We start from the raw sequence: 20,153 nt of genomic DNA, 5'->3' as shown, positions 1-20,153 counted from the left end.
TTAATCGCGCCGCCGAACCGCCGTTAAAGAGGCCCGGCGAACAATATCAACCGCCCGCGACGCTTACGCCCGCGTAGCCTCGCGACGTATCCGTCAGGAATCGGTATGCCATACCTCGGAGACGGTCAGTAGCGCAGCGGCGACATCAACCATCTTTTTATTCTGATTCATCGCCAGCCGACGCAAGGTATGGTAAGCGGCTTCTTCGCTCAATCCCCTGTGCTGCATCAAAAAACCTTTGGCTTGCTCAATTTTTTTACGCTCATCCAGACTGGCGCGCAGCACGGCCAGTTCCTGATCCAACGCTTGTAGTCGACGATCTTGCCGGCGGATGAGCGCGAGCAGCGACCGGCCCAATTGCAAAGGCGCGCCGCCGCACAGCCAATCACCGGTCGCGCATTCCTCCTCTCCGCCGGTTAACAGCGTCGCGTAATCCGGCTGCCGGTCATCCTGGCGGCGCAGCAGGGTTTCAATATCGGCCTGCTGGTCCTGACAAGCTTGTTCGGCGGCGCGAATAGCCTGACGGCAACAGGACATGACCGTTTGCGCCAACGCATCCTCGATACGTTTCAGTTGGTCGATGCGCCGGCTTGCCTCGGTGTACCAGCAGAGACCCTGATCCGCCGCAGCCGTAGCGCCGGTACACAAAAGCCGCCGCATTCGCTCGAATTGGCCGTCAACACGCATGGCGCGCCACTTTTGGCGATTTTCTTCATCGGCAAAATCAATGAACATGGCGAAGCAGCGCTCCTGGCGGTCGATAAGATCCGCGAGCCGTCGGCAAATCTGTTCGTCATGCCGGCCGGCGGCAAACGCGGCGGCCCCAGCCGCCCTTTCCTGACCGGCGAATTCTTTACCTTGCATGAAGGCGTGTAAGGCCAGCAACGCACGGGCCACTGCCGGCTCGGCCGCACTATCGGTGAGTTCAAACACCAGCGCCAGCAAGTGACGGATAATATCGTCGAAAAACGCCGTCATCGGCGCCTGGGCAACCGTGCGCTCACGTATTTGCCGGCGCAACGACGGCAGCAGCCCAAGGGGATACAGCACGCTTGCCACCTGGCTGAACAGACGGGAAGATTGCGGCAGCGCGGCGGCCTGTTTTTCCAACTGCGCCAAAGACGCCAACACCGGGTTTCGCGCCGCGTCAACGGCGTGCTGGCGATGGTCCAGTTCGGCGACGAATGGCGCTCCGTCCGAACACACATAGAGGTTGGACGCCCCGCGTTCGCATTGCAGGGCGTGCACCAGCAAACCGATACTGCCAACCCGTTCGCCGTTTTGCAGCAAATAGCGCAAATTATTCAACTCGCACTGTCGCGAAGCGAGCAGAAAGTGGATGGCGGAGGAAGCGTCCGCGCGCATGGGATATGTCCCCCCAGCCGAATAGGGATAATCCGTATCTTACACCATTCGTCAAGTGCCTCGCCATTCATCCGCCCGGAAATGGCGGTGAGGATCTTGTTGCTCGCCGGCATGCCCTGTTTGGCCGATCTGTGCCGCCAAATGGTCTACGCTACTACGTAAGGGTATTCAATTTGTCGAGGCAAGGGTCCGACAAAATCACTGAGGAGTATGCGGTTGGAACGTCAGCGAATACATTATCCCCATCGGTATCCGCAATTGCCGGCGCGGGATGAGCAAATCTGGAACTGGGCGCAAAACGAGGCCCTGGGCGCCAAAGCGGCGTTGCGTCGGCCGGAAAACGAAACACAGCTGCGAGAAATGGTCGCGCAAGCCGCGGGACGTGTGAGAATCGTCGGTACCCGGCTGTCCGCCGGCGACTTGCTTCGGCTGGACCAGCCAGGGGACATCCTGCTGGACCCGTCCGCCCTAAGCGGTCTGCTGCGTGTTACCGATCAGACGGCGACATTCGCCGCGGCCACTCCGCTGCATGACGTTTTCCGCATCCTGACGGGTATGGGACGCATGCTGCCTTGCTCGCCAGGCGTCATCGATTTGCAAACACTGGCCGGCGCCATCGCCACCGGCACCCACGGACAGGGTCTGGATCAGAGCTCGCTGGCCGATGAGATCGTGCGGTTGCGTCTGATCCTCGCCAATGGCGAAGCGGTGGATATGCAACCAGGCGATCCGGTGTTCGGCGCGGCCCAGTTATCTCTGGGCGCGCTCGGCGTCGTCAGCGAAATCACCTTACGCACTCAGCCGCTACGCACATATACCTGCCAGAAAAGCGCTCGCAATGCGGATAATCTTTCTACGGCATTGTATGAGTGGAACCACGGTTTTCCCTTCAGTAAAGCCTGGTGGTTTCCGGCGGAAAAACAGGTTCATGTCTGGTGCGCCAAGGAAGCGGATGATGATGAGGCAAGGCGTTATCGGGAGAATGGACGCCAGCCTTTAAGTCGGTCGCACCGGAATGACAGCCTGAATGATACCGTGGATCGCCTCCTCGGACACATGCGCCACGATACGCAAATCAAGGAACGAGAAGGTAAACCTTATCAAACCGTCAACCGATTCAAGGATTTCGCCGATGTCACAGGCGATATCAATCAGTTGTTCTGCCGCGGAATCGCCACGCCGCAGATCAATATTGAAATCGGCGTTCCGCTGGAAAGCGCCGGCGATGTAATAACCGACCTGACGCGTTGGCACGCTGAAAGCCGCCCGCATATGCATTATCCGATCATTTTGCGCTGTACCGGACCGTCAGCCGCCTGGTTAAGTCCGGCCCAAGGCCGGGCCACCTGCTTTTTCGGTTTCGTGGTCTATTACGCACAAGACGGATCGCTCTCGCCGGAGGGGGTGAATTTCATCAACGCGGCGGAAAAACGGCTGGCCAGGTATGGCGGGCGACCCCATTGGGGCAAATATTATGATCGGGATCTTTATCGGTGGCCGCAACTCTATCCCTATTGGGCGCGCTTTCGCGAGGTGAGGGCCGCCCTCGACCCGGCCGGCAAATTCACCAACCGGCTGATATCCGAGCTGTTCGACCAACAACAAACATAACAAGGAGCTAGCCGATGCGCGCCTGGGTGACGCTACTGACCAAACCGTCTTATGTCGAGGGTGTGATCACCCTGCAACGATCTTTGCGACAATGCCAGAGCCGCTATCCGCTGGCGGTCATGATAACCGACGCCATTGATACCGCCGCCCGCCGGCGGCTGACCGATGAAGGTTGCCGGTTGCATGAGGTGGAACCGCTCACGCCGTCCCCGGGTGTGGAGGAAAAGTACGCCAACGCGCGCTTCGCCGAAGTCTGGACCAAGCTGGCGGCCTGGCGGCTGACCGAGTATGCGCGACTGGTTTTTCTTGACGCCGACATGCTGGCAATCCGTAGCCTGGACGAGGTATTCGACATCGCCCTACCCGCCGATTGGATTGCCGCCTGTCATGCCTGCCGATGCAATCCTTACCACATCGCCAGCTATCCCAGCGACTGGGTACCGGCGAATTGCTATTACAGCTACCTGCCTGTCCGGGACAATGTTACTCCGCCGGCGGATCTCGAGCCCTATTTCAACTCCGGGTTTATTTTGTTAACGCCAAACCAGGCTATCGCCGATGATTTAAAAACCCTCTTGTCCTCTATCCGTAACCTCGACCACTATCCGTTTCCGGAACAAGACCTGTTGAACGACTATTTCCGGCGGCGCTGGCAACCGCTACCCTATATTTATAATGCATTGAAAACCCTGTCGGTGCAGCATCCCCGGCTATGGAATTTCGATGAAGTCAAAAATTTGCATTTTATCCTGAGCAAACCCTGGGAAGAAAATGCCGAGCAGCCCGCCCCCGACGAACCCTACGGAAATTTCAACCAGCTTTGGCGCGACATCCATGATGGGCGATCCGGACCGGACCACCGCGAATAGCCCCGGAAGGCCTTACGCGTAATAGCGCCGAACGCAGTGCGGCGGCCAGTGAGCGAACGCCGTCCACAAAGCGTCAGCGCGGGGTATGGCGCGTTTAACGTCCCCGCTGGATTATCCGACGGAAATATGCCAGCATAACGGATTCATTTTTAACATCATGACGCCGCCTCTAACGCGCGAAAAGGGTTCGATGATTGATTTACGCTTTCCCACCGCCCTGCAAATGGTGCTGAGCGTCGCCAACGCGGAACAAACCGGCACCCGGGCGACCAGCGCCGTCCTGGCCGCCGGTTTGCAGGCCAACCCGAGCTTTGTTCGTAAGCTTATGGTGCCCTTGACCCGCGACGGCATCATTCTTTCCACCCATGGCCGCCAGGGTTCGATTCATCTGGGCCGCCCCGCCGAACGCATCACCCTGCTGGAGATTTATCAGTCGGTGACGGAAGACAAACCGCTTTGGACCATGCGGCCCGATGTGCCGCAAAGCTGTCTGGTCAGCGCCAACACCGGCTGGTTTTTTGCCTCCCTGGCCGGCGAGGCGGAACAAGCCTGTATGGAAGTGCTGGCGCGGCGCACCGTCGCCGAAGCGCTACGGGAAATGCAAGAACACGACCGCCGCCGACAGGTCGCCAGCGGCGACGGTGCGCCGCCCGCTCCGTCCTTGCCGGCGGACGGTCGGCATCCATAGTGGGGTGGCGCGCCGTCTTGCCCGCCCCAGGATAACCGCTCTTTCGGACAAACTGATTTACCGTGTTTATTATACCCTCGCGTTAGTACCTTTCTTGTCCTCCCTTTAAGGTCACACCGGCCATCATTGCCGTAAAACAAGGCCAATAAAAAGCAACAATAATACTTGCGTTTTAAATTACCGATTCCTACAATCAGCCCTTTTAATGTATCAGTAATAATTACAATTTAGTGACAGGGGAAATCATGCTGTGTTCCTTTTTGCGGGGTCTTCACCAATGATGCATACCAACCACGTCCGCGTGATATTCCGGCCCATCGGCCTGGTCGCGGTACTGCTTTCCATCGCCTTGACAGCCTGCGACGCCGGTAACGCCAACCAAAGCGCCCCGCCGCCAGCGGTCAGCGTCGCCCGTGTCGCGACACGGCAAATCGAACTTAAAGACACCTTTAACGGCCGTATTGCGGCGGTACAAAGCGTGGAACTGCGCCCCAGGGTGTCGGGCTATATCAATCAGGTGAATTTTCGCGAGGGCCAGGAAGTCCACAAGGGCGATGTCTTGTTCACCATCGATGATCGCACCTACCGGGCCGATCTGGCACGGGCCGAAGCCGCGCTTAGCAGCGCGCTGAGCCAGGCAAAGCTGACGCAAAGCGAGGCCGAGCGCACGCAGAAACTCATTGGCGCCAAGGCGGTCTCCGCCGAACTTAACGAACAACGGCGCTCGGCGGCCACCCAGGCACAGGCCGATGTGCTGTCCGCCCGGGCGGCGGTGGCGACGGCGCAACTGAATATGGATTTCACGCGGGTCACCGCCCCCATCAACGGCAAGGCCGGCCGCGCCATGATCACCGTCGGTAATCTGGTGACCGCCGGCGACAGCGCCAGTGTGCTGACTACCCTGGTTTCCCTGGATACGGTCTATGTCTATTTCGACGTGGATGAAGCCACGTTCCTGCATTACCAGGCGTTGACCCGGACGGACGGTGGACAACCGCCGCGGTCGGTGCGCGTCGCCCTGGTGGGCGAGGACGGTTTTCCGCATACCGGCCGGGTGGATTTTTTGGACAATCAGCTTACGCCCAGTACCGGCACGATAAGGATGCGCGCCCTGCTTGATAATCATGACCGGCTATTCACCCCCGGCCTGTTCGCCCGGGTACAGTTACCGGTCAGCAACCGGTTCGACGCGGTGCTTATCGACGATAAAGCCATTCTTACCGATCAGGATCGCAAATACGTTTATGTCCTCGACGGCCAAGGTAAAGCGCAGCGGCGCGATATTGTTCCAGGCCGTCGCTACGGCGATTTAACGATCGTTGATCGCGGTTTGTCCGTTGGCGATCGGGTGGTTATCGACGGCGTTCAGAAAATTTTTATGTCGGGTATGCCGGTGCGCGCCAAGACGGTGTCAATGACGCCGTCTACCGATACCGCCATGCTGTATTGAGCCTGCCCTGGGAATGAATTTATGGATTTTTCGCGGTTTTTTATCGATCGGCCAATTTTTGCCGCCGTGCTGTCAATCATCATTTTTGTGACCGGTCTTATCGCTCTGCCGCTCTTGCCCGTCAGTGAATACCCTGACGTGGTGCCGCCAAGCGTTCAGGTGAGAGCGCAGTACCCCGGCGCCAATCCCAAGGAAATTGCCGAAACCGTCGCCACACCGCTGGAAGAGGCGATTAACGGCGTGGAAAACATGATGTATATGAAATCGGTTGCCGGCTCGGACGGCGTCCTGGTGATAACCGTCACGTTCCGCCCCGGCACCGATCCCGATCAGGCGCAGGTACAAGTGCAAAACCGAGTGGCGCAGGCGCAGGCCCGCTTGCCGGAGGATGTGGTGCGCCTTGGCATTACCACGCAAAAACAATCCCCCACCATGACGCTGGTGGTTCATCTCACGTCGCCTTCCGGCAAATATGATTCACTCTATTTGCGCAATTACGCCACCCTGAATGTGAAAGACGAACTGGCCCGTTTGCCCGGCGTCGGCCAGGTCCAGATTTTCGGCGCCGGCGAATACGCCATGCGGGTCTGGCTGGATCCGCAAAAAGCCGCCGCGCGCGGGCTGACCGCCTCGGATGTGGTGGCGGCCATACGGGAACAGAATGTCCAGGTTTCCGCCGGCCAATTGGGGGCGGAGCCTATGCCGCGCGGCAGCGATTTTCTGTTGTCCGTCAATGCCCAAGGCCGTCTGACAAACGAGGAGGAGTTCGGCAATATTATCCTCAAAAGCGGCGATGACGGGCAGGTGGTCAGGCTACGGGATATCGCCCGCATCGAAATGGGCGCCGGCAGTTATGCGCTGCGTTCGCAACTCAACAACCAGGAAGCCGTGGGAATCGGCATTTTCCAGGCGCCAGGCGCCAATGCCATCGATCTCTCCAATGCGGTACGCGCCAAAATGGCCGAACTGGCGACCCGCTTTCCCGAAGGGATGACCTGGCAGGCGCCCTACGATCCCACGGTGTTCGTGCGCGATTCCATCCACGCCGTGATCCAGACGCTGTGCGAGGCGGTGATTCTGGTGGTGCTGGTGGTCATTTTATTCCTGCAAACCTGGCGGGCGTCGATCATCCCGTTGCTGGCGGTGCCGATATCCGTGATCGGTACCTTCGCCGTGCTTTATCTGTTGGGATTTTCACTCAATACCCTTAGTCTGTTCGGGCTGGTGCTGGCCATCGGCATCGTGGTGGATGACGCCATCGTGGTGGTGGAAAACGTCGAGCGGAACATCGCCGAGGGACGCCATCCGGTGGCGGCGGCGCATCAGGCGATGCGTGAAGTCTCCGGCCCGATTATCGCCATCGCGCTGGTGCTGTGCGCGGTGTTCGTGCCGATGGCTTTTTTGTCCGGCGTTATCGGCCAGTTCTATAAGCAGTTCGCGGTGACCATCGCCATTTCCACAGTCATCTCGGCGGTGAATTCCCTGACGCTATCGCCGGCGCTGGCGGCCAGGCTGCTAAAAGCCCACGACGCCCCCAAGGATGTACCGAGCCGGCTGATTGATTTTCTGCTGGGCTGGCTATTCCGTCCGTTCAACCGGTTTTTTACTTCAACGTCCCATCGATACCAGGGCGCGGTGGGGCGCACCCTCGGCCGGCGCGGCGCGGTGTTCGCGGTCTATGCCGTACTGCTGGCCGCCGCCGGCGGATTGTTTAAAGCGGTGCCGAGCGGATTTATCCCCACCCAGGATAAACTGTATCTTATCGGCGGCGTTAAGATGCCCGAGGGCGCGTCCCTGGCTCGCACTGATGCGGTGATTCGCCGGATGAGCGCCATCGGACTCGCCACTGACGGCGTTAGCGACGCGGTGGCCTTTCCCGGTTTAAATCCGTTACAGTTCACCAATACGCCCAACACCGGCACGGTGTTTTTTACCCTGAAACCCCTGAACGAACGGCATCGCAGCGCGGCCGAGATCAACGCCGACATCAACGCCAAAATCAGCCGTATCCAGGAAGGCTTCGCCTTTTCCATCATGCCGCCGCCCATTCTCGGCCTGGGTCAGGGTTCGGGTTACTCTTTATATATCCAGGATAGGGGCGGGCTGGGTTACGGCCCGTTGCAGAACGCGGTCAACGCCATGTCCGGCGCCATTGCGCAAACACCGGGCATGCAGTTTCCCATCAGCGCCTATCAAGCCAACGTACCGCAACTGGACGCGCGCATCGATCGGGACAAGGCCAAGGCGCAAGGGGTAGCGCTGACCGAATTGTTCTCCACGCTACAGACCTATCTCGGTTCAACCTATGTTAACGATTTTAACCGGTTCGGGCGTACCTGGCAGGTCTTCGTTCAGGCTGATGCGCCTTTTCGCGAACGACCCGCGGATATTCTCGCGCTTAGGACCCGTAACAACCGGGGCGAAATGGTGCCCATCGGCAGCATGGTTTCGCTGGCTACCACCTACGGTCCGGACCCGGTTATCCGTTATAACGGCTACCCGGCCGCGGATCTCATCGGTGACGCCGACCCCCGCGTGCTGTCTTCCGGCCAGGCCATGGACAAAGTGGCGGCGATTGCCGCCCATGTGCTGCCCCATGGTATGAATATTGAGTGGACCGATCTCAGTTATCAGCAGGCCACCCAGGGCAATACGGCGCTGATTGTCTTTCCGGTGGCGGTTTTGCTGGCGTTTCTGGTGTTGGCGGCATTGTATGAAAGCTGGACGTTGCCGCTGGCGGTGATCCTTATTGTCCCGATGACGCTGCTTTCCGCCCTGTTCGGGGTGTGGTTGACCGGCGGCGACAACAACGTTTTCGTGCAAGTCGGCCTGGTGGTGCTGATGGGACTGGCCTGTAAGAACGCTATTCTTATCGTGGAATTCGCCCGCGAGCTGGAACGACAGGGACGAACCATTGTGGCCGCCGCGCTGGAAGCCTGCCGACTACGGCTGCGGCCCATCGTCATGACATCGATTGCCTTTATCGCCGGCACCGTTCCGCTGATCCTCGGCCACGGGCCCGGCGCGGAAGTGCGAAGCGTCACCGGCATCACGGTGTTCGCCGGTATGCTCGGCGTCACCGGGTTCGGCCTGTTCCTAACCCCGGTCTTCTATGTGGCGTTGCGCACGCTGGTTAATCGGAAAGCCGACTCGCCGGCGTCCGGCCAACGGGGGGAGCGCCACGCCAGCTGACGAAAGAGAAATGGAGCGCGGGGGATGTTTGTCGATATAATGACGCCATTCCAAGACGCGAAGCCAATAGGTTCAGGAGTTCTGGTTGACAAACATCACCCCACCCGCGCCGGTACTCATTACCGGCGGCGCGCGCCGCATTGGGTTGGCGCTGGCCGAATCCTTGCTGCGACAGCGCATTCCGGTCATTGTCAGTTACCGGCAATATTATCCGGCGCTGGACGAATTGGCGCGCCTCGGCGCCCAGTGCGTCCACGCGGATTTTTCCGATAACCGCGGGATCTATGCCCTGGCTGATGAGGTCAAAAACCGCACGCGCAAACTGCGGGCCATCGTCCATAACGCCAGCGCTTGGCGGGCCGAAAGTCCCGATGTGCCGCCGGAGGAAACCCTGGCGGAAATGTTGCAGGTGCATGTCAACGCGCCCTATCTGCTGAATCTGTCCCTTGAACCGCTGTTGCGCGGCCAGGGGCATGCCGCCGCGGATATCATTCATATCACCGATTTCGCGGTGGACAAAGGCAGTAAAAAACATATCGCCTATGCCGCCAGCAAAGCGGCGCTGGATAACCTCACCCGCTCCTTCGCCCGAAAAATGGCCCCGGATGTGAAGGTCAACGCCATCGCGCCGGCCTTGATTCTTTTCAATGAGGGGGACGGCGAGGCGTATCGCCGTCGCGTGCTGGATAAGACACTGATGGGGATCGAGCCTGGCGAACAGGAGATCGTTAATCTGGTGCATTATTTGTTCCAATGCCGCTACATGACCGGCAAGACCCTGAGCCTGGATGGCGGACGATGCCTGCGGTAAGCCGGTCGGACGCGGGGAGTTCCCCGACATGGGGCTGATTGCCGACGATGACGTCCTGTTTCATCCGGGCAGCCTGCTTGACGCCGATGGCCGTATCATCGCCCCTTACGATATCGAACAGCAGCCGGGTGCCGAACGCGGCGGACAATACCACGCCCTGGCCGACCAACCCGGTATCCTGTGCGCCGCCGCCGCGCCTTTCATTCTGAATTACGCCGAAATAGCCGAGGCGCACATCGTCAACGGCATGGGCGTGGCCCTGGGCGATGCCATTATCGGCCTGACCGCGCTTCGGGCTTTGCGACAACTGAACCCACGGCTGCGTTGCCTGCTTTACCGACCGGCGCGCATCCCGGCCTATGTCGACCAGCTTTACCGTCTGGCCAACCATCTGGTGGCCGATATGCGCTCGTTGCCCTGGCGTCTGGCGGATCTGCCAACCGGAGCGCCGCGCATTGATTTGGGTAACCATCTGTTCTGGCCGGACTTTGCCACTTTGCCCATGATCGATTTTTTCCTCCGGGCGCTGGGCACGAATCCGGCGCAAACGCCGCCGGCCCTGAAAACCAACCGATGGCTGGATGATGTGTGCCTGCCCGCGCCGCCTCGGCCCTGGGATCGACAGGACTATGTGCTGTTTTGTCCGCAGTCCAGCACGCCGCTACGCAGCATTCCCGTGTTTATGCATCAGGTTTTGGTGGAGGGGCTGTGGCGGCGCTTCGGTTGTCCTGTGCTAGGTTTTGCCGCCGTTTCCCACACCCGCTATAGTGATATCCGCCCGCGTTCCATCGATACCGCCCAATTCCTCTCCTGGATAAAACACGCCCGTTTCGTGCTGACATCGGACTCGGCGGCCGTGCATGCCGCGGCCGGATTCGCCGTCCCGACGCTGGCCTTGTTGACGTCTATCGCGCCGGAACTGAGAGTGCGGGATTATCCATTATGCCAGCCGCTGCATCTGGCGATACCGGCGCTTAACAACGTGCATGCCAGCAGCCGCCGAGAGGATATCGCCCTGGTTGAACAAGCCTACCGAGACATCGATTGGCGGCGGTTTGGATTCGATCAATAGACGATACCGTCGCCGGATTCGGCGCGGGCATCGCCATACCGTTCGGGCCGGGGCCAGATCACGCCGCGGGCCATGATGGACTGAAAGGCGGCATCGCGGGCAATCTTATCGGTATCCATCAATAGATTCTGGCCGACGTATAAATCCTTTGGCAACGACGTAATATTCGTGCCCTGGATATTAAGATAATCGCCGACGAACAGGTTACTGGGCAATTGCGCGATTGGGGTGTTCTCCAGGTCCAGACCGCCGTCTATGCCCATGTTATCCGGCAACGCGTAGATTTGGGAATTCTCCAGAAAAAGATTGCCGCCCACCTGCAGATCTTTCGGTAACGTTTTTATCGGCGTGTTTTTCAAATCCAGGTCTTCGATCACATGCAATTTTCCCGGCAAGCATTCTATATCACAATGCCTCATTATTAACGAGTTGATTATAGTCAGTTTATCCGGTATCTGGGTGATGCCGCTGGAGGTCAGATTCAACGAACCATAAATTACCGTGCTACCATCACCTTTCCTGCAAAATTCGAGATTGCTTTCAAAGAGGAATTTATAAAAGCAAGAATCAGGGGTAGACATTATCTTTCTCCCACACACTCCCACACATATTCACAAAGCCACTTTTCCCATTACAAAGCGAAACTGTCGTACAACCCAGAGTAGCTAATACCTTCACTCGTGCTCCCGCCGTCAGAATTTCAACGTCCCCACCGCCTTGGCGCGTATACGCAGCGCATTGCCTGGCATATAGGCCAGGGGCAGCGTATCCAGTTCAATAATATCCACCGTGTCGGGTATGGCGCCGGCATTGATGGCCGCCGCCCGCGCGCCCGCGGCGGCGGACGCCAGACGGGCCTCCCGATCGCCGCTGTCCAGCGAAACAATGGTATCAACGACGCCGCTGACCTGGGCGATGGCGACCCCGACGGCGTTGGCGACATCGGCGTCGGCCGGACGGATCACTGTCGAGGCGCCTTTCAGGCGGGTGGGCAGCAGGCCCGCGCCGCCGCCCACCAGTACGACCGGCATAGGCGCGTCATGGCTTTTCAGACGGCCGATGACCTCTTCCACCATAGCGACATAGCAGGCGAACGCGCCTTCGACCAGCCCGGCGGAAAGATGCCGCACCCGGCTGGCGTCCCCTAGCCGCATCATCCCCTTGGCCACCGCGATATCAGTGACGGTCAACGTATCGCCGCCGAAAACCAGCGCGCGCTGCCGCAACTGATAGCCGACGCTTTGCGGCCCTATCTGAATGGCGCCTTTGCCGTCCGTCGTGACGATTGAGCCGCCTCCCAAACCGATGGAGACGATGTCGGGCATCCGGAAGTTGGTCCGGACGCCGCCGATTTCCACCGCGTGGCCGGACTCCCGCGGCAATCCCCTGGACAGCACGCCGATGTCAGTGGTGGTGCCCCCGACATCCACCACCAGCGCATCGCGCATATCGGCCAGGTAAGCGGCGCCGCGAATGCTGTTGGTAGGCCCGGAGGCGATGGTCAGTACGGGAAATGCCCGCGCCTGGCGCAACGGCATAAGCGTACCGTCATTCTGGCCGAAAAAGATATCCGCCCGAATGCCGTGGCGCCGTAACGCCTGATCGAACCCCTGGGTGATGCCGTGCGACACCCTTTGCAGCGACGCGTTCAAAATGGCGGCGTTTTCCCGCTCCAGCAAACCCACCGAACCAATATCTCCCGAGAGGGAGATCGGCATATCCGCGCCGAGTTCTTCCCGCGCCCATTCTGCCACTTGCCGTTCCTGCCAGCCGGAAACCGGAGCGAACACGCCGCAAACGGAGATGGAATCCACCCGGCCCCGCACGGATTTCAGGCATTCACGGACTCGCCTTTCGTCAAGGGACGCCAACAATGCGCCGTCGTACTCGTAACCGCCGTCGACGGTAAACAGCCGGGCCGACAGTAACGCCCTGAGGTCCGCCGGGATATCGCTCATCGGCGGGATGGCCAACGTGGCCGGCGCGCCCAGCCGGAAATGGGCCAGGGAATTGAGTCCTTTGCGCTCCACGATGGCATTGGTGCAGTGGGTGGTGCCCAGCATGGCCTGGCCGACGGCGGATTTATCGACGGCCGCCTCGCGCAGTAGCGCCGCGATGGCATGGCCGATCCCCTCCATCGCCTCCGGCGTGGTGGGTTGCTTTATCCGGGCGACAATGCCCTTGTCCCGGTCCAGTAAGACGGCGTCGGTGTTTGTTCCGCCGACATCAATGCCGATTCGATAGGTCATGGCTCATCCCTCCTGGGCGGCGGCCAGGGTTTCCACCGCGATGTAGTCGGTCTGATAGCGAAAATAGCGGGGCCCGGCCACATCAATGCCGCGCGCCGTCCGCCATCTCGCGTTGGCCGGCACGCCCAGGGCGGCCACCCGCACGCCGTAGCGCAGGCGCTCGCCCAGTATCGGCCGCCCGGTATCCTCGTCCAGCAGCAGGATCAGATCCGGCGTCATGCATAATGGCCGCTGACCGCATTGGGCTAGCAGATATTCGTTCTGAAAAAAAACGTCGAACCGCCGGCCCTGATAATCGTCTATACCGACAAAACCCACCATACCACGGGTGAAACCACCCTCGCTGCGCTGATCCACCATGACGGCCTTGCCGCGAAAAAGGATGTGCCCTCCCAGCGCGTCCACCAGCATGGTCAGCACGTCGCGCTTGCCGCGCCGCGCCGCCTCAACCTGCTCGCCCAGCCGCCGCATCTGGCTCAGGGTGCCGATAATGCCCGACGCCGCGGCTTGCGCCGGTGAGATGGGATAGGCGGCGAAGATGGCCGCCCCGCCCATTTTCACCGAGACGGCCCGGGCGAATTTCTCCGCGCGCACATTGTCTTTGGCCTCGATCACCGCGGCATCGCCCTTCTCGTCGACTACCACGAAGGGCGACGCCGCCACCTGATCCAGGTGGAACGTGGTCATCTGGAATTCCGGAAAGGCCCGTCCCATGGCATCGAGGTCCGCCACCGGCAGGCCGAGTCGGGCGGCGGTCGCCAGCGGCAATAATGAGTTGATGCCGCCGGCCTCAATGGGATAAATGCCGTCGATGGACCGGCCGAGACGCTCTTCTATCAGTCGACAGGCGATAAGCGATTCGTCGCCGTTCGGCACTTTCTCCATCATAACCGTGGGGGAGCCTATCATACCGGTGGAGAGGAGTAGCGCATCCGTCTTGAACGCCGCCACCGGCAGCAGCCCAGGCGGCCCCTTCTCCTCCACGGCCGCCAACGCCATGATTTTGCCGATGTAGGGATCGCCGCCGCCGCCGCTGGCGAGTAGCGAAGCGCCGATACTGATTTGTTCGATGGCGTGTTTGTCCAATAGCCGCATGAATCATCCTTGGTATGAGTGAGGGTCCGGGTTAACGACCACCGAGACGCGGGAAACCGCACGTCGAAACCGGGGTAGGCGCGCAATGCGGGCGGCCAGGGTAATTCCCGGGGCGTATCCCATCGTTGGCCGCCGGCGGTCACCCGGCCGTTAAGACCACTGTCTGCGGCAGACTGCCGCTGGCCTCTTTGTCGGCAGCGTTCGCTCGCCCCGACCAGGGCGTCGTTTATGCGCCGGAGACGCGTTCAATTGTCGCCGTGATGCTGCCCGAATTATCGCGTGTCGATCTTTACGTTAATAATAGCCCGATCATAATTCGGTAAAACCGTATTTTAATTTTCAATAACCAACAACAAATAAAGCCATAAAAAGTTGTCGTACCGCCAGTTTTTTGCTAAAAAAAGGATAGCATATTTCCCCCAAAAGAAAATAAACACTTCCTCATTTAATCGGGGGGATAGGAATTACCACTATTTAAATGTTAATTATTCAAATATGCCGAACCGGGGTATTTGATAAACGTTATACTCTTAATACGTCGAGTCGCATCGCGGCGGCAAGCGAGAAAGTCCCCAGGAGCATAGCTCACTTTGTGACTGGGGCGAGCGAGCGTAGCCGACAAAGCGCCGGCTTGTCGTATGACGGGTATAAATCATTTAAACGGCATCTCGACGGCAAGTCAGCGACAAATCCGCTGGAAACGGATTCAACCACCAGCGGGCGGGCCCCGGGTGCGGGACGGAAAGGTCCCTCACGCCTTGCCAGGCGCCTTGACGACGCGGCGACCGGGGCGCGCGAACGCCGCCGACAAAGACGCAAGGTGAAGTACGACGCGTATACAAGCGATGCGACAATTGGTTCGCGGTCATGTCAATTGTCATTAAAGATAATAATGGATTGGATGATAAATAGATGAATCATGATCTCAGTGAGGCTTTTGCGGCCTTTGAAGCCTATTCAATAAACATATCCAAGCAATTGCTGATTTTATGGGAAAGTTCCAGCGAACCCTGGGGCGTGAAAAATACCGATTCCCGTTACGTATATGCCAATAAGGCTTATTATGAATTACTTAATCTTGATCCCTCATCGGTGCGCATTGAAGGGCATTATGACGACGAATTACCCTGTTCAATCGCCAAATTCGCCTGGTTTTTCAAGGAACATGATCGTCATACCCTGGCGTTGAAGGACAGGCTGTGCTCGTTGGAAATTCACTGCTATGGCCCGGAGCAAATTCTCAAGCCCTATTATTTTGATAAATTCCCCCTGTTCGATAATACCACTGCAAAATGCGTCGGCATCATCTTTCATGCCCGCAAATTGGAAAACTACTCCCTCTTGGAGCATATCAATGGGGAAGAACCGGGCACGTTTTGTTTTTTCCCGCCAGAAGATCTTTTCTCCGAAGGCGAGCTGGATGTCATATTTTTTGTGCTGCAATCCTTGTCCAGCAAACATATCGCCAAAAAACTCAACCGTTCTCACCGAACCATTGAAAACAGATTGCAACAGATATATCAGAAAGCCGGCGTCCACAGCCTGGGACAATTTCAGGAGTTCTGTAAGGCGAAAGGCTATGACCGTTATATTCCGCAAAAATTTTTTCAACCCGGCAGTCGGATGCTAACCGCCAGCCATAATTAAACACCGCGTCGATAACGGCCAGGCCGTTTCCGTTGTCGCGCGTTAACCAGGATAAGACAATGAAATTGATCACCGTTTTACGCATAGGATATTACCTGCTGTGCCTGCCGGCCGGATGGGTATTTGCCGACGCCCGGGCCGCCAGTATCCCCGCCGGCGTCCAGTTGGACGCCCGGCAGGAAATTGTCCGGCAAAATATGGCCGAACCCGCGTCGCTCGACCCGCATAAAGTGGAGAGCGATGTGGAATTCGCCATTATCAATGATTTCTTCGAGCCGCTTATCGCCATCGGCGATGACGGCGTCATCGAGCCCCGGCTGGCCATCCGCTGGGAACAATCCCATCCCACCCGCTGGGTCTTTCATTTGCGCCCCCATTTACGCTGGTCGAACGGCGATCCCATCACCGCCGGGGATGTCGCGGCGAGCTGGCGCCGGCTGGCCGATCCCGCCACCGCCTCCCCCTACGCCAGCTATCTGGCCAATATGCAGGTGGAACATGCCGCGGATATCGCCGACGGCCGGCAACCGCCATCGGCGCTGGGCGTCCGGGCGCTGGATGATCTAAGGGTCGAAATCCGGCTGCGCCAGCCCATGGCCTATTTTCTCCAGATGCTGGCGCATCAGGTGCTGGTGCCCGTCAATACCGCGCGAATAGCCAAGGCCGGAGAAAAATGGGCGCAACCGGCAACCTTTGTCAGCAGCGGCCCTTTTACCCTGCAAGAATGGGTGGTCAACGAGAAACTGACGGGGGTGAGAAACCGCTGCTATTGGGATGACGGGCAAACACGGATTGAACGGGTCACCTACCTGCCCATCGTCTCCGAGACCGCCGCGCTCAACCGGTATCTCGCCGGCGAAATCGATATTGTCAAAACCCTTCCTGAAACCCAGTTCGCCGACCTGCAAAAGCGTTACGGCGGCGAAATGCGCATTACGCCGCTGCTGGGAACCTATTACTACGACATCAATACCCGCAAGCCGCCTTTCGATGACGCCCGGGTCAGGCTTGCCCTTAACCTCGGTCTGGACAAGGATATCATCGCCGAGCGAATCATGGGTCAGGGCCAGAGCCCGGCCTTTCTTTTCAGTCCGCCGGATATCGGCGGTCATCGACTCCAAGAACCGTATTACGCCCGCTGGACCCGCCAGCAACGCCTGGACCGGGCGCGGGAACTCCTGGCGCAGGCCGGTTTCAGCACGCAACGGCCCTTACAGTTCAAGTTATTGTACAATACCTCTGAAACACACCGGCGCCTGGCCATCGCGGCCAGTTCCATGTGGAAAAAAAACCTGGGCGTGGAAGCCATCCTGGCGCACCAGGAGTGGAAATCCATGCTGGATAAGGCGCGTACCGGCGATTTCGCCGTCGTGCGCTCGGGCTGGTATGCGGATTACAACGATCCCTCCACTTTCCTGAACAACTTTCGCGGCGGCGATAGCGGCAACTTTGCGGGCTATCGCAGTCCCGCTTACGACGCCGCGCTGGACAGCGCCGCCCGCGCGGCGTCAACCGCCGCCGCCGCGCCTTTTTATCAACAGGCTGAAAATACGCTGGCTGAAGACGCGCCGGGTATTCCGGTTTTCCATCATGTGGGCGTGAGACTGGTGAAACCGCATGTTGGCGGCTTCCATGAAACACGGCTGGGATTTATCGCCACCAAGGATCTTTATATCATGTCGCACTAGAGACGCCCGGTGGGGGCACCGTATGCGTCCAGGTTGCAGGGCGCCAGGCCGGCGATCCGGCGCGCGGACGCGCCGCCGAAGCCCCCCCGCGCCGGACTCAAGGCGCCGCCGCCGCTGTTTGCCATGAGGCTTGAATGGCGGTCAACGCGATGGTATAGACGATGTCGTCCACCAGCGCGCCACGGGAAAGATCGTTGACCGGCTTACGCAACCCTTGCAGCATCGGTCCGATGGACACCAGATCCGCCGAACGCTGTACCGCCTTGTAGGTGGTATTGCCGGTATTCAGATCGGGGAAAATAATGACGGTGGCCCGGCCGGCCACCGGCGAATCCGGCGCTTTGGTATGGGCGACATCGGCCATGATGGCGGCATCGTACTGCAACGGCCCGTCGACTATCAAATCAGGACGTTTCGCCCGGACCCGCCGGGTGGCTTCTCGGACTTTGTCCACATCGCTGCCGACGCCCGATGTCCCGGTGGAATAAGACATCATCGCCACCCGCGGCTCTATGCCGAAAGCGGCCGCCGAATCGGCGGACTGGATGGCGATTTCCGCCAGTTGCTCGGCATCGGGATCCGGATTAATGGCGCAATCCCCGTAAACCAATACCTGTTCGGGCAACAGCATGAAAAAGATCGACGACACCAGCGAACCGCCGGGCGCCGTCTTAAGGATTTGCAGCGCCGGACGCAATGTATTGGCGGTGGTATGCACCGCCCCCGAAACCAGCCCGTCCACGTCGCCGCCCTCCAGCATCAGGGTGGCGAGCATGACATTATCTTCCAGTTGTTCGCGCGCCACCACCTCGGTCATCCCCTTGTTTTTGCGCAACGCCACCAACCGCGCCAAATAACGCTCACGCAGCGGCTCCGGGTCCAGCAGTTCGACGCCATCGCCGAGCGTTACCCCCTGGGCGGCGGCCACCCGACGAATATCGTCGGGCACCCCCAGCAGGATGCAGCGGGCGATGCCTCGTTCAGCGCAGATGGCGGCCGCCTGTACCGTGCGGGGTTCATCCCCTTCCGGCAGCACGATGGTTTTGCCGGCCCGGCGCGCCCGTTCAGTCAGCGCGTAACGGAAAGCCGGCGGCGAAAGGCGTCGTGAGCGCTGCGACTCGGCGCTCAGGGATTCAATCCAGTGGGCGTCGATGAAACCGGCGATGTAATCCTGGACTTTTTCCACTCGCAAGTGATCATCCACCGGCACTTCCAAATTGAAGCTTTGCAGATTAAGGGATGTCTGCCAGGTGTTACTGTCCACCATGAACACCGGTAAACCGGTCTGGAACGCCCGTTCGCACAACGCGGCCACCGCCGCGGGGATGGGATAACCGCCAGTAAGCAGCACCGCGCCGATGGCGACCCCGTTCATGGCGGCCAGACAGGCCGCCACCAGAACTTCCGGGCGATCCGCGCACGTCACCAGTAAAGCGCCGGGACGGAAATGCTGCAACATATTGCCCAGTTCCCGGGCGCAAAACGTGATCGATTGTACCCGGCGGGTGGCCATATCCCCGGCGTTAATGACCCGCGCATGGAGATGACGCGCCATATCCACGGCGCGGGTAGCGATCAGGTCGAACCGCCAGGGTATGCAACCCAACACCTTAAGCGGACTGTTGACGAATAACGGCCGTGGACCGGACAAAGGGCCGTCGTCCTGTTTGTCGGCGTCGAACAGTTCAAACAGATCGGGGCGGGTACGCCCCAGTTCATCCACCGGCGCCTGCCATTTGTTAATGATGACTCCGGCGATACTGGAATTGCCGCAACCGCCGAAACCGGCACAGGCCAGTTCCAGGCGCGCCTTGAGCTGCGCGGGCGAATCGGTGCCCAGTGTCGTGACAAACACCATCTCGGCATTCAGGGCGCGGGCGATATCGTAATTCAACGCATTGGCGAACTGATGCCGCCGGGTCAGCATCAAGCCTTCCACCAATATCACTTCGGCATCTCGCCGGCTTTCCTGATAACGCGCGACGATCTCTTCCATCAGCACATCGTGGCGCTGGCTGCCGAGCAGGTTTTCCACGTAATCCATCGCCAGCGGCTGCGCGGCGGGAATGGCCGAATTGGCCCGAATAAGGGCGGTGGTCTGATCCGGCCGCTCGGCGCCGTCCCTGGCCTGGGCGATGGGTTTATACACGCCGAGGCGCACTCCCTTCCGTTCCATGGCGCGCATAACGCCCAAGCAGACGCTGGTCAGGCCCACACGCGTACCGGTGGGAATTAACATAATGGCACGTGGCACAATTTGACCTCTTGATAAAGGCAATCACAAAACACCGCGGTTGGGCGGCGATATCGCCGTTGGAATCTTTCCCGTCCATAATGGCGTTTTTCACGGCGAAATTCTTTTATGCCGCTTACAGACTTGCTTTCCGGCACGGGGATTACCCCCGGCCTCCTTTGC

At 59.3% G+C, this 20,153-nt stretch carries 14 protein-coding genes; 9 read left to right on the top strand and 5 right to left on the bottom strand.

Annotated elements, in window-relative coordinates:
• Nucleotides 1-93 precede the first annotated feature (93 nt).
• Complete coding sequence (locus FCN80_RS09980; protein ID WP_136990007.1) at nt 94-1,365, bottom strand: nitrate regulatory protein; 1,272 nt, start codon at nt 1,363-1,365, stop codon at nt 94-96.
• Between the two features lie 216 nt (nt 1,366-1,581).
• Between FCN80_RS09980 and FCN80_RS09975 the strand changes: the two genes are divergently transcribed.
• From FCN80_RS09975 to FCN80_RS09945, 7 genes are all read left to right on the top strand, one after another.
• The gene (locus tag FCN80_RS09975) at nt 1,582-2,976 is read left to right on the top strand and encodes a D-arabinono-1,4-lactone oxidase (protein WP_230492595.1); all 1,395 of its coding nucleotides are present in this window, start codon (nt 1,582-1,584) and stop codon (nt 2,974-2,976) included.
• A 14-nt stretch (nt 2,977-2,990) separates the two neighbouring features.
• Nucleotides 2,991-3,845 carry a glycosyltransferase family 8 protein gene (locus FCN80_RS09970; RefSeq protein ID WP_136990005.1) on the top strand — a complete coding sequence of 285 codons (855 nt, stop codon included), beginning with the start codon at nt 2,991-2,993 and terminating at the stop codon, nt 3,843-3,845.
• 190 nt (nt 3,846-4,035) lie between these two features.
• Nucleotides 4,036-4,533: an RrF2 family transcriptional regulator gene (locus FCN80_RS09965; RefSeq protein WP_136990004.1), complete on the top strand. Its 498-nt coding sequence runs from the start codon at nt 4,036-4,038 to the stop codon at nt 4,531-4,533.
• Between the two features lie 280 nt (nt 4,534-4,813).
• Nucleotides 4,814-5,983 (top strand): efflux RND transporter periplasmic adaptor subunit, encoded by a 1,170-nt coding sequence (locus tag FCN80_RS09960; protein ID WP_136990056.1) that lies wholly within the window; start codon nt 4,814-4,816, stop codon nt 5,981-5,983.
• A 21-nt stretch (nt 5,984-6,004) separates the two neighbouring features.
• Nucleotides 6,005-9,175: an efflux RND transporter permease subunit gene (locus FCN80_RS09955; protein WP_136990003.1), complete on the top strand. Its 3,171-nt coding sequence runs from the start codon at nt 6,005-6,007 to the stop codon at nt 9,173-9,175.
• An 85-nt stretch (nt 9,176-9,260) separates the two neighbouring features.
• Nucleotides 9,261-9,986, top strand: coding sequence for a dihydromonapterin reductase (gene folM / locus FCN80_RS09950; protein ID WP_136990002.1), 726 nt, complete (start codon nt 9,261-9,263; stop codon nt 9,984-9,986).
• Nucleotides 9,964-11,058, top strand: coding sequence for a hypothetical protein (locus FCN80_RS09945; RefSeq protein WP_230492594.1), 1,095 nt, complete (start codon nt 9,964-9,966; stop codon nt 11,056-11,058). Before folM ends, FCN80_RS09945 begins: the two co-directional genes overlap by 23 nt.
• Here the strand turns inward: FCN80_RS09945 and FCN80_RS09940 are convergent.
• From FCN80_RS09940 to FCN80_RS09930, 3 genes are all read right to left on the bottom strand, one after another.
• Nucleotides 11,052-11,435: a hypothetical protein gene (locus FCN80_RS09940; protein ID WP_136990001.1), complete on the bottom strand. Its 384-nt coding sequence runs from the start codon at nt 11,433-11,435 to the stop codon at nt 11,052-11,054. The two genes, FCN80_RS09945 and FCN80_RS09940, sit on opposite strands and share 7 nt — an antisense overlap.
• A gap of 315 nt (nt 11,436-11,750) precedes the next feature.
• Complete coding sequence (locus FCN80_RS09935) at nt 11,751-13,307, bottom strand: hydantoinase/oxoprolinase N-terminal domain-containing protein (protein ID WP_136990000.1); 1,557 nt, start codon at nt 13,305-13,307, stop codon at nt 11,751-11,753.
• Nucleotides 13,308-13,310: 3 nt separating this feature from the next.
• On the bottom strand, nt 13,311-14,402 hold the full coding sequence (locus FCN80_RS09930) for a DUF917 domain-containing protein (RefSeq protein WP_136989999.1): 1,092 nt from the start codon (nt 14,400-14,402) through the stop codon (nt 13,311-13,313).
• A gap of 912 nt (nt 14,403-15,314) precedes the next feature.
• Here FCN80_RS09930 and FCN80_RS09925 point away from each other — a divergent pair.
• The gene (locus FCN80_RS09925) at nt 15,315-16,049 is read left to right on the top strand and encodes a helix-turn-helix transcriptional regulator (protein ID WP_136989998.1); all 735 of its coding nucleotides are present in this window, start codon (nt 15,315-15,317) and stop codon (nt 16,047-16,049) included.
• A gap of 59 nt (nt 16,050-16,108) precedes the next feature.
• Nucleotides 16,109-17,737 carry an ABC transporter substrate-binding protein gene (locus FCN80_RS09920; protein WP_136989997.1) on the top strand — a complete coding sequence of 543 codons (1,629 nt, stop codon included), beginning with the start codon at nt 16,109-16,111 and terminating at the stop codon, nt 17,735-17,737.
• Nucleotides 17,738-17,834: 97 nt separating this feature from the next.
• Here the strand turns inward: FCN80_RS09920 and pta are convergent, their stop codons facing one another.
• Nucleotides 17,835-19,976 (bottom strand): phosphate acetyltransferase, encoded by a 2,142-nt coding sequence (gene pta, locus FCN80_RS09915; RefSeq protein ID WP_230492593.1) that lies wholly within the window; start codon nt 19,974-19,976, stop codon nt 17,835-17,837.
• Between the last annotated feature and the right edge of the window lie 177 nt (nt 19,977-20,153).

This window comes from Martelella alba (assembly GCF_005217455.1).
Lineage (GTDB): Bacteria > Pseudomonadota > Gammaproteobacteria > Enterobacterales > Enterobacteriaceae > Acerihabitans.
This window is presented reverse-complemented; position numbering and strand designations above follow the sequence as displayed.

Coding starts and splice junctions, on each gene's coding strand:
- FCN80_RS09980 (WP_136990007.1), bottom strand. CDS start 1,365: ATGCGCGCGGACGCTTCCTCCGCCATCCACTTTCTGCTCGCTTCGCGA.
- FCN80_RS09970 (WP_136990005.1), top strand. CDS start 2,991: ATGCGCGCCTGGGTGACGCTACTGACCAAACCGTCTTATGTCGAGGGT.
- FCN80_RS09965 (WP_136990004.1), top strand. CDS start 4,036: ATGATTGATTTACGCTTTCCCACCGCCCTGCAAATGGTGCTGAGCGTC.
- FCN80_RS09960 (WP_136990056.1), top strand. CDS start 4,814: ATGCATACCAACCACGTCCGCGTGATATTCCGGCCCATCGGCCTGGTC.
- FCN80_RS09955 (WP_136990003.1), top strand. CDS start 6,005: ATGGATTTTTCGCGGTTTTTTATCGATCGGCCAATTTTTGCCGCCGTG.
- FCN80_RS09945 (WP_230492594.1), top strand. CDS start 9,964: ATGGCGGACGATGCCTGCGGTAAGCCGGTCGGACGCGGGGAGTTCCCC.
- FCN80_RS09935 (WP_136990000.1), bottom strand. CDS start 13,307: ATGACCTATCGAATCGGCATTGATGTCGGCGGAACAAACACCGACGCC.
- FCN80_RS09930 (WP_136989999.1), bottom strand. CDS start 14,402: ATGCGGCTATTGGACAAACACGCCATCGAACAAATCAGTATCGGCGCT.
- FCN80_RS09925 (WP_136989998.1), top strand. CDS start 15,315: ATGAATCATGATCTCAGTGAGGCTTTTGCGGCCTTTGAAGCCTATTCA.
- FCN80_RS09920 (WP_136989997.1), top strand. CDS start 16,109: ATGAAATTGATCACCGTTTTACGCATAGGATATTACCTGCTGTGCCTG.
- pta (WP_230492593.1), bottom strand. CDS start 19,976: ATGTTAATTCCCACCGGTACGCGTGTGGGCCTGACCAGCGTCTGCTTG.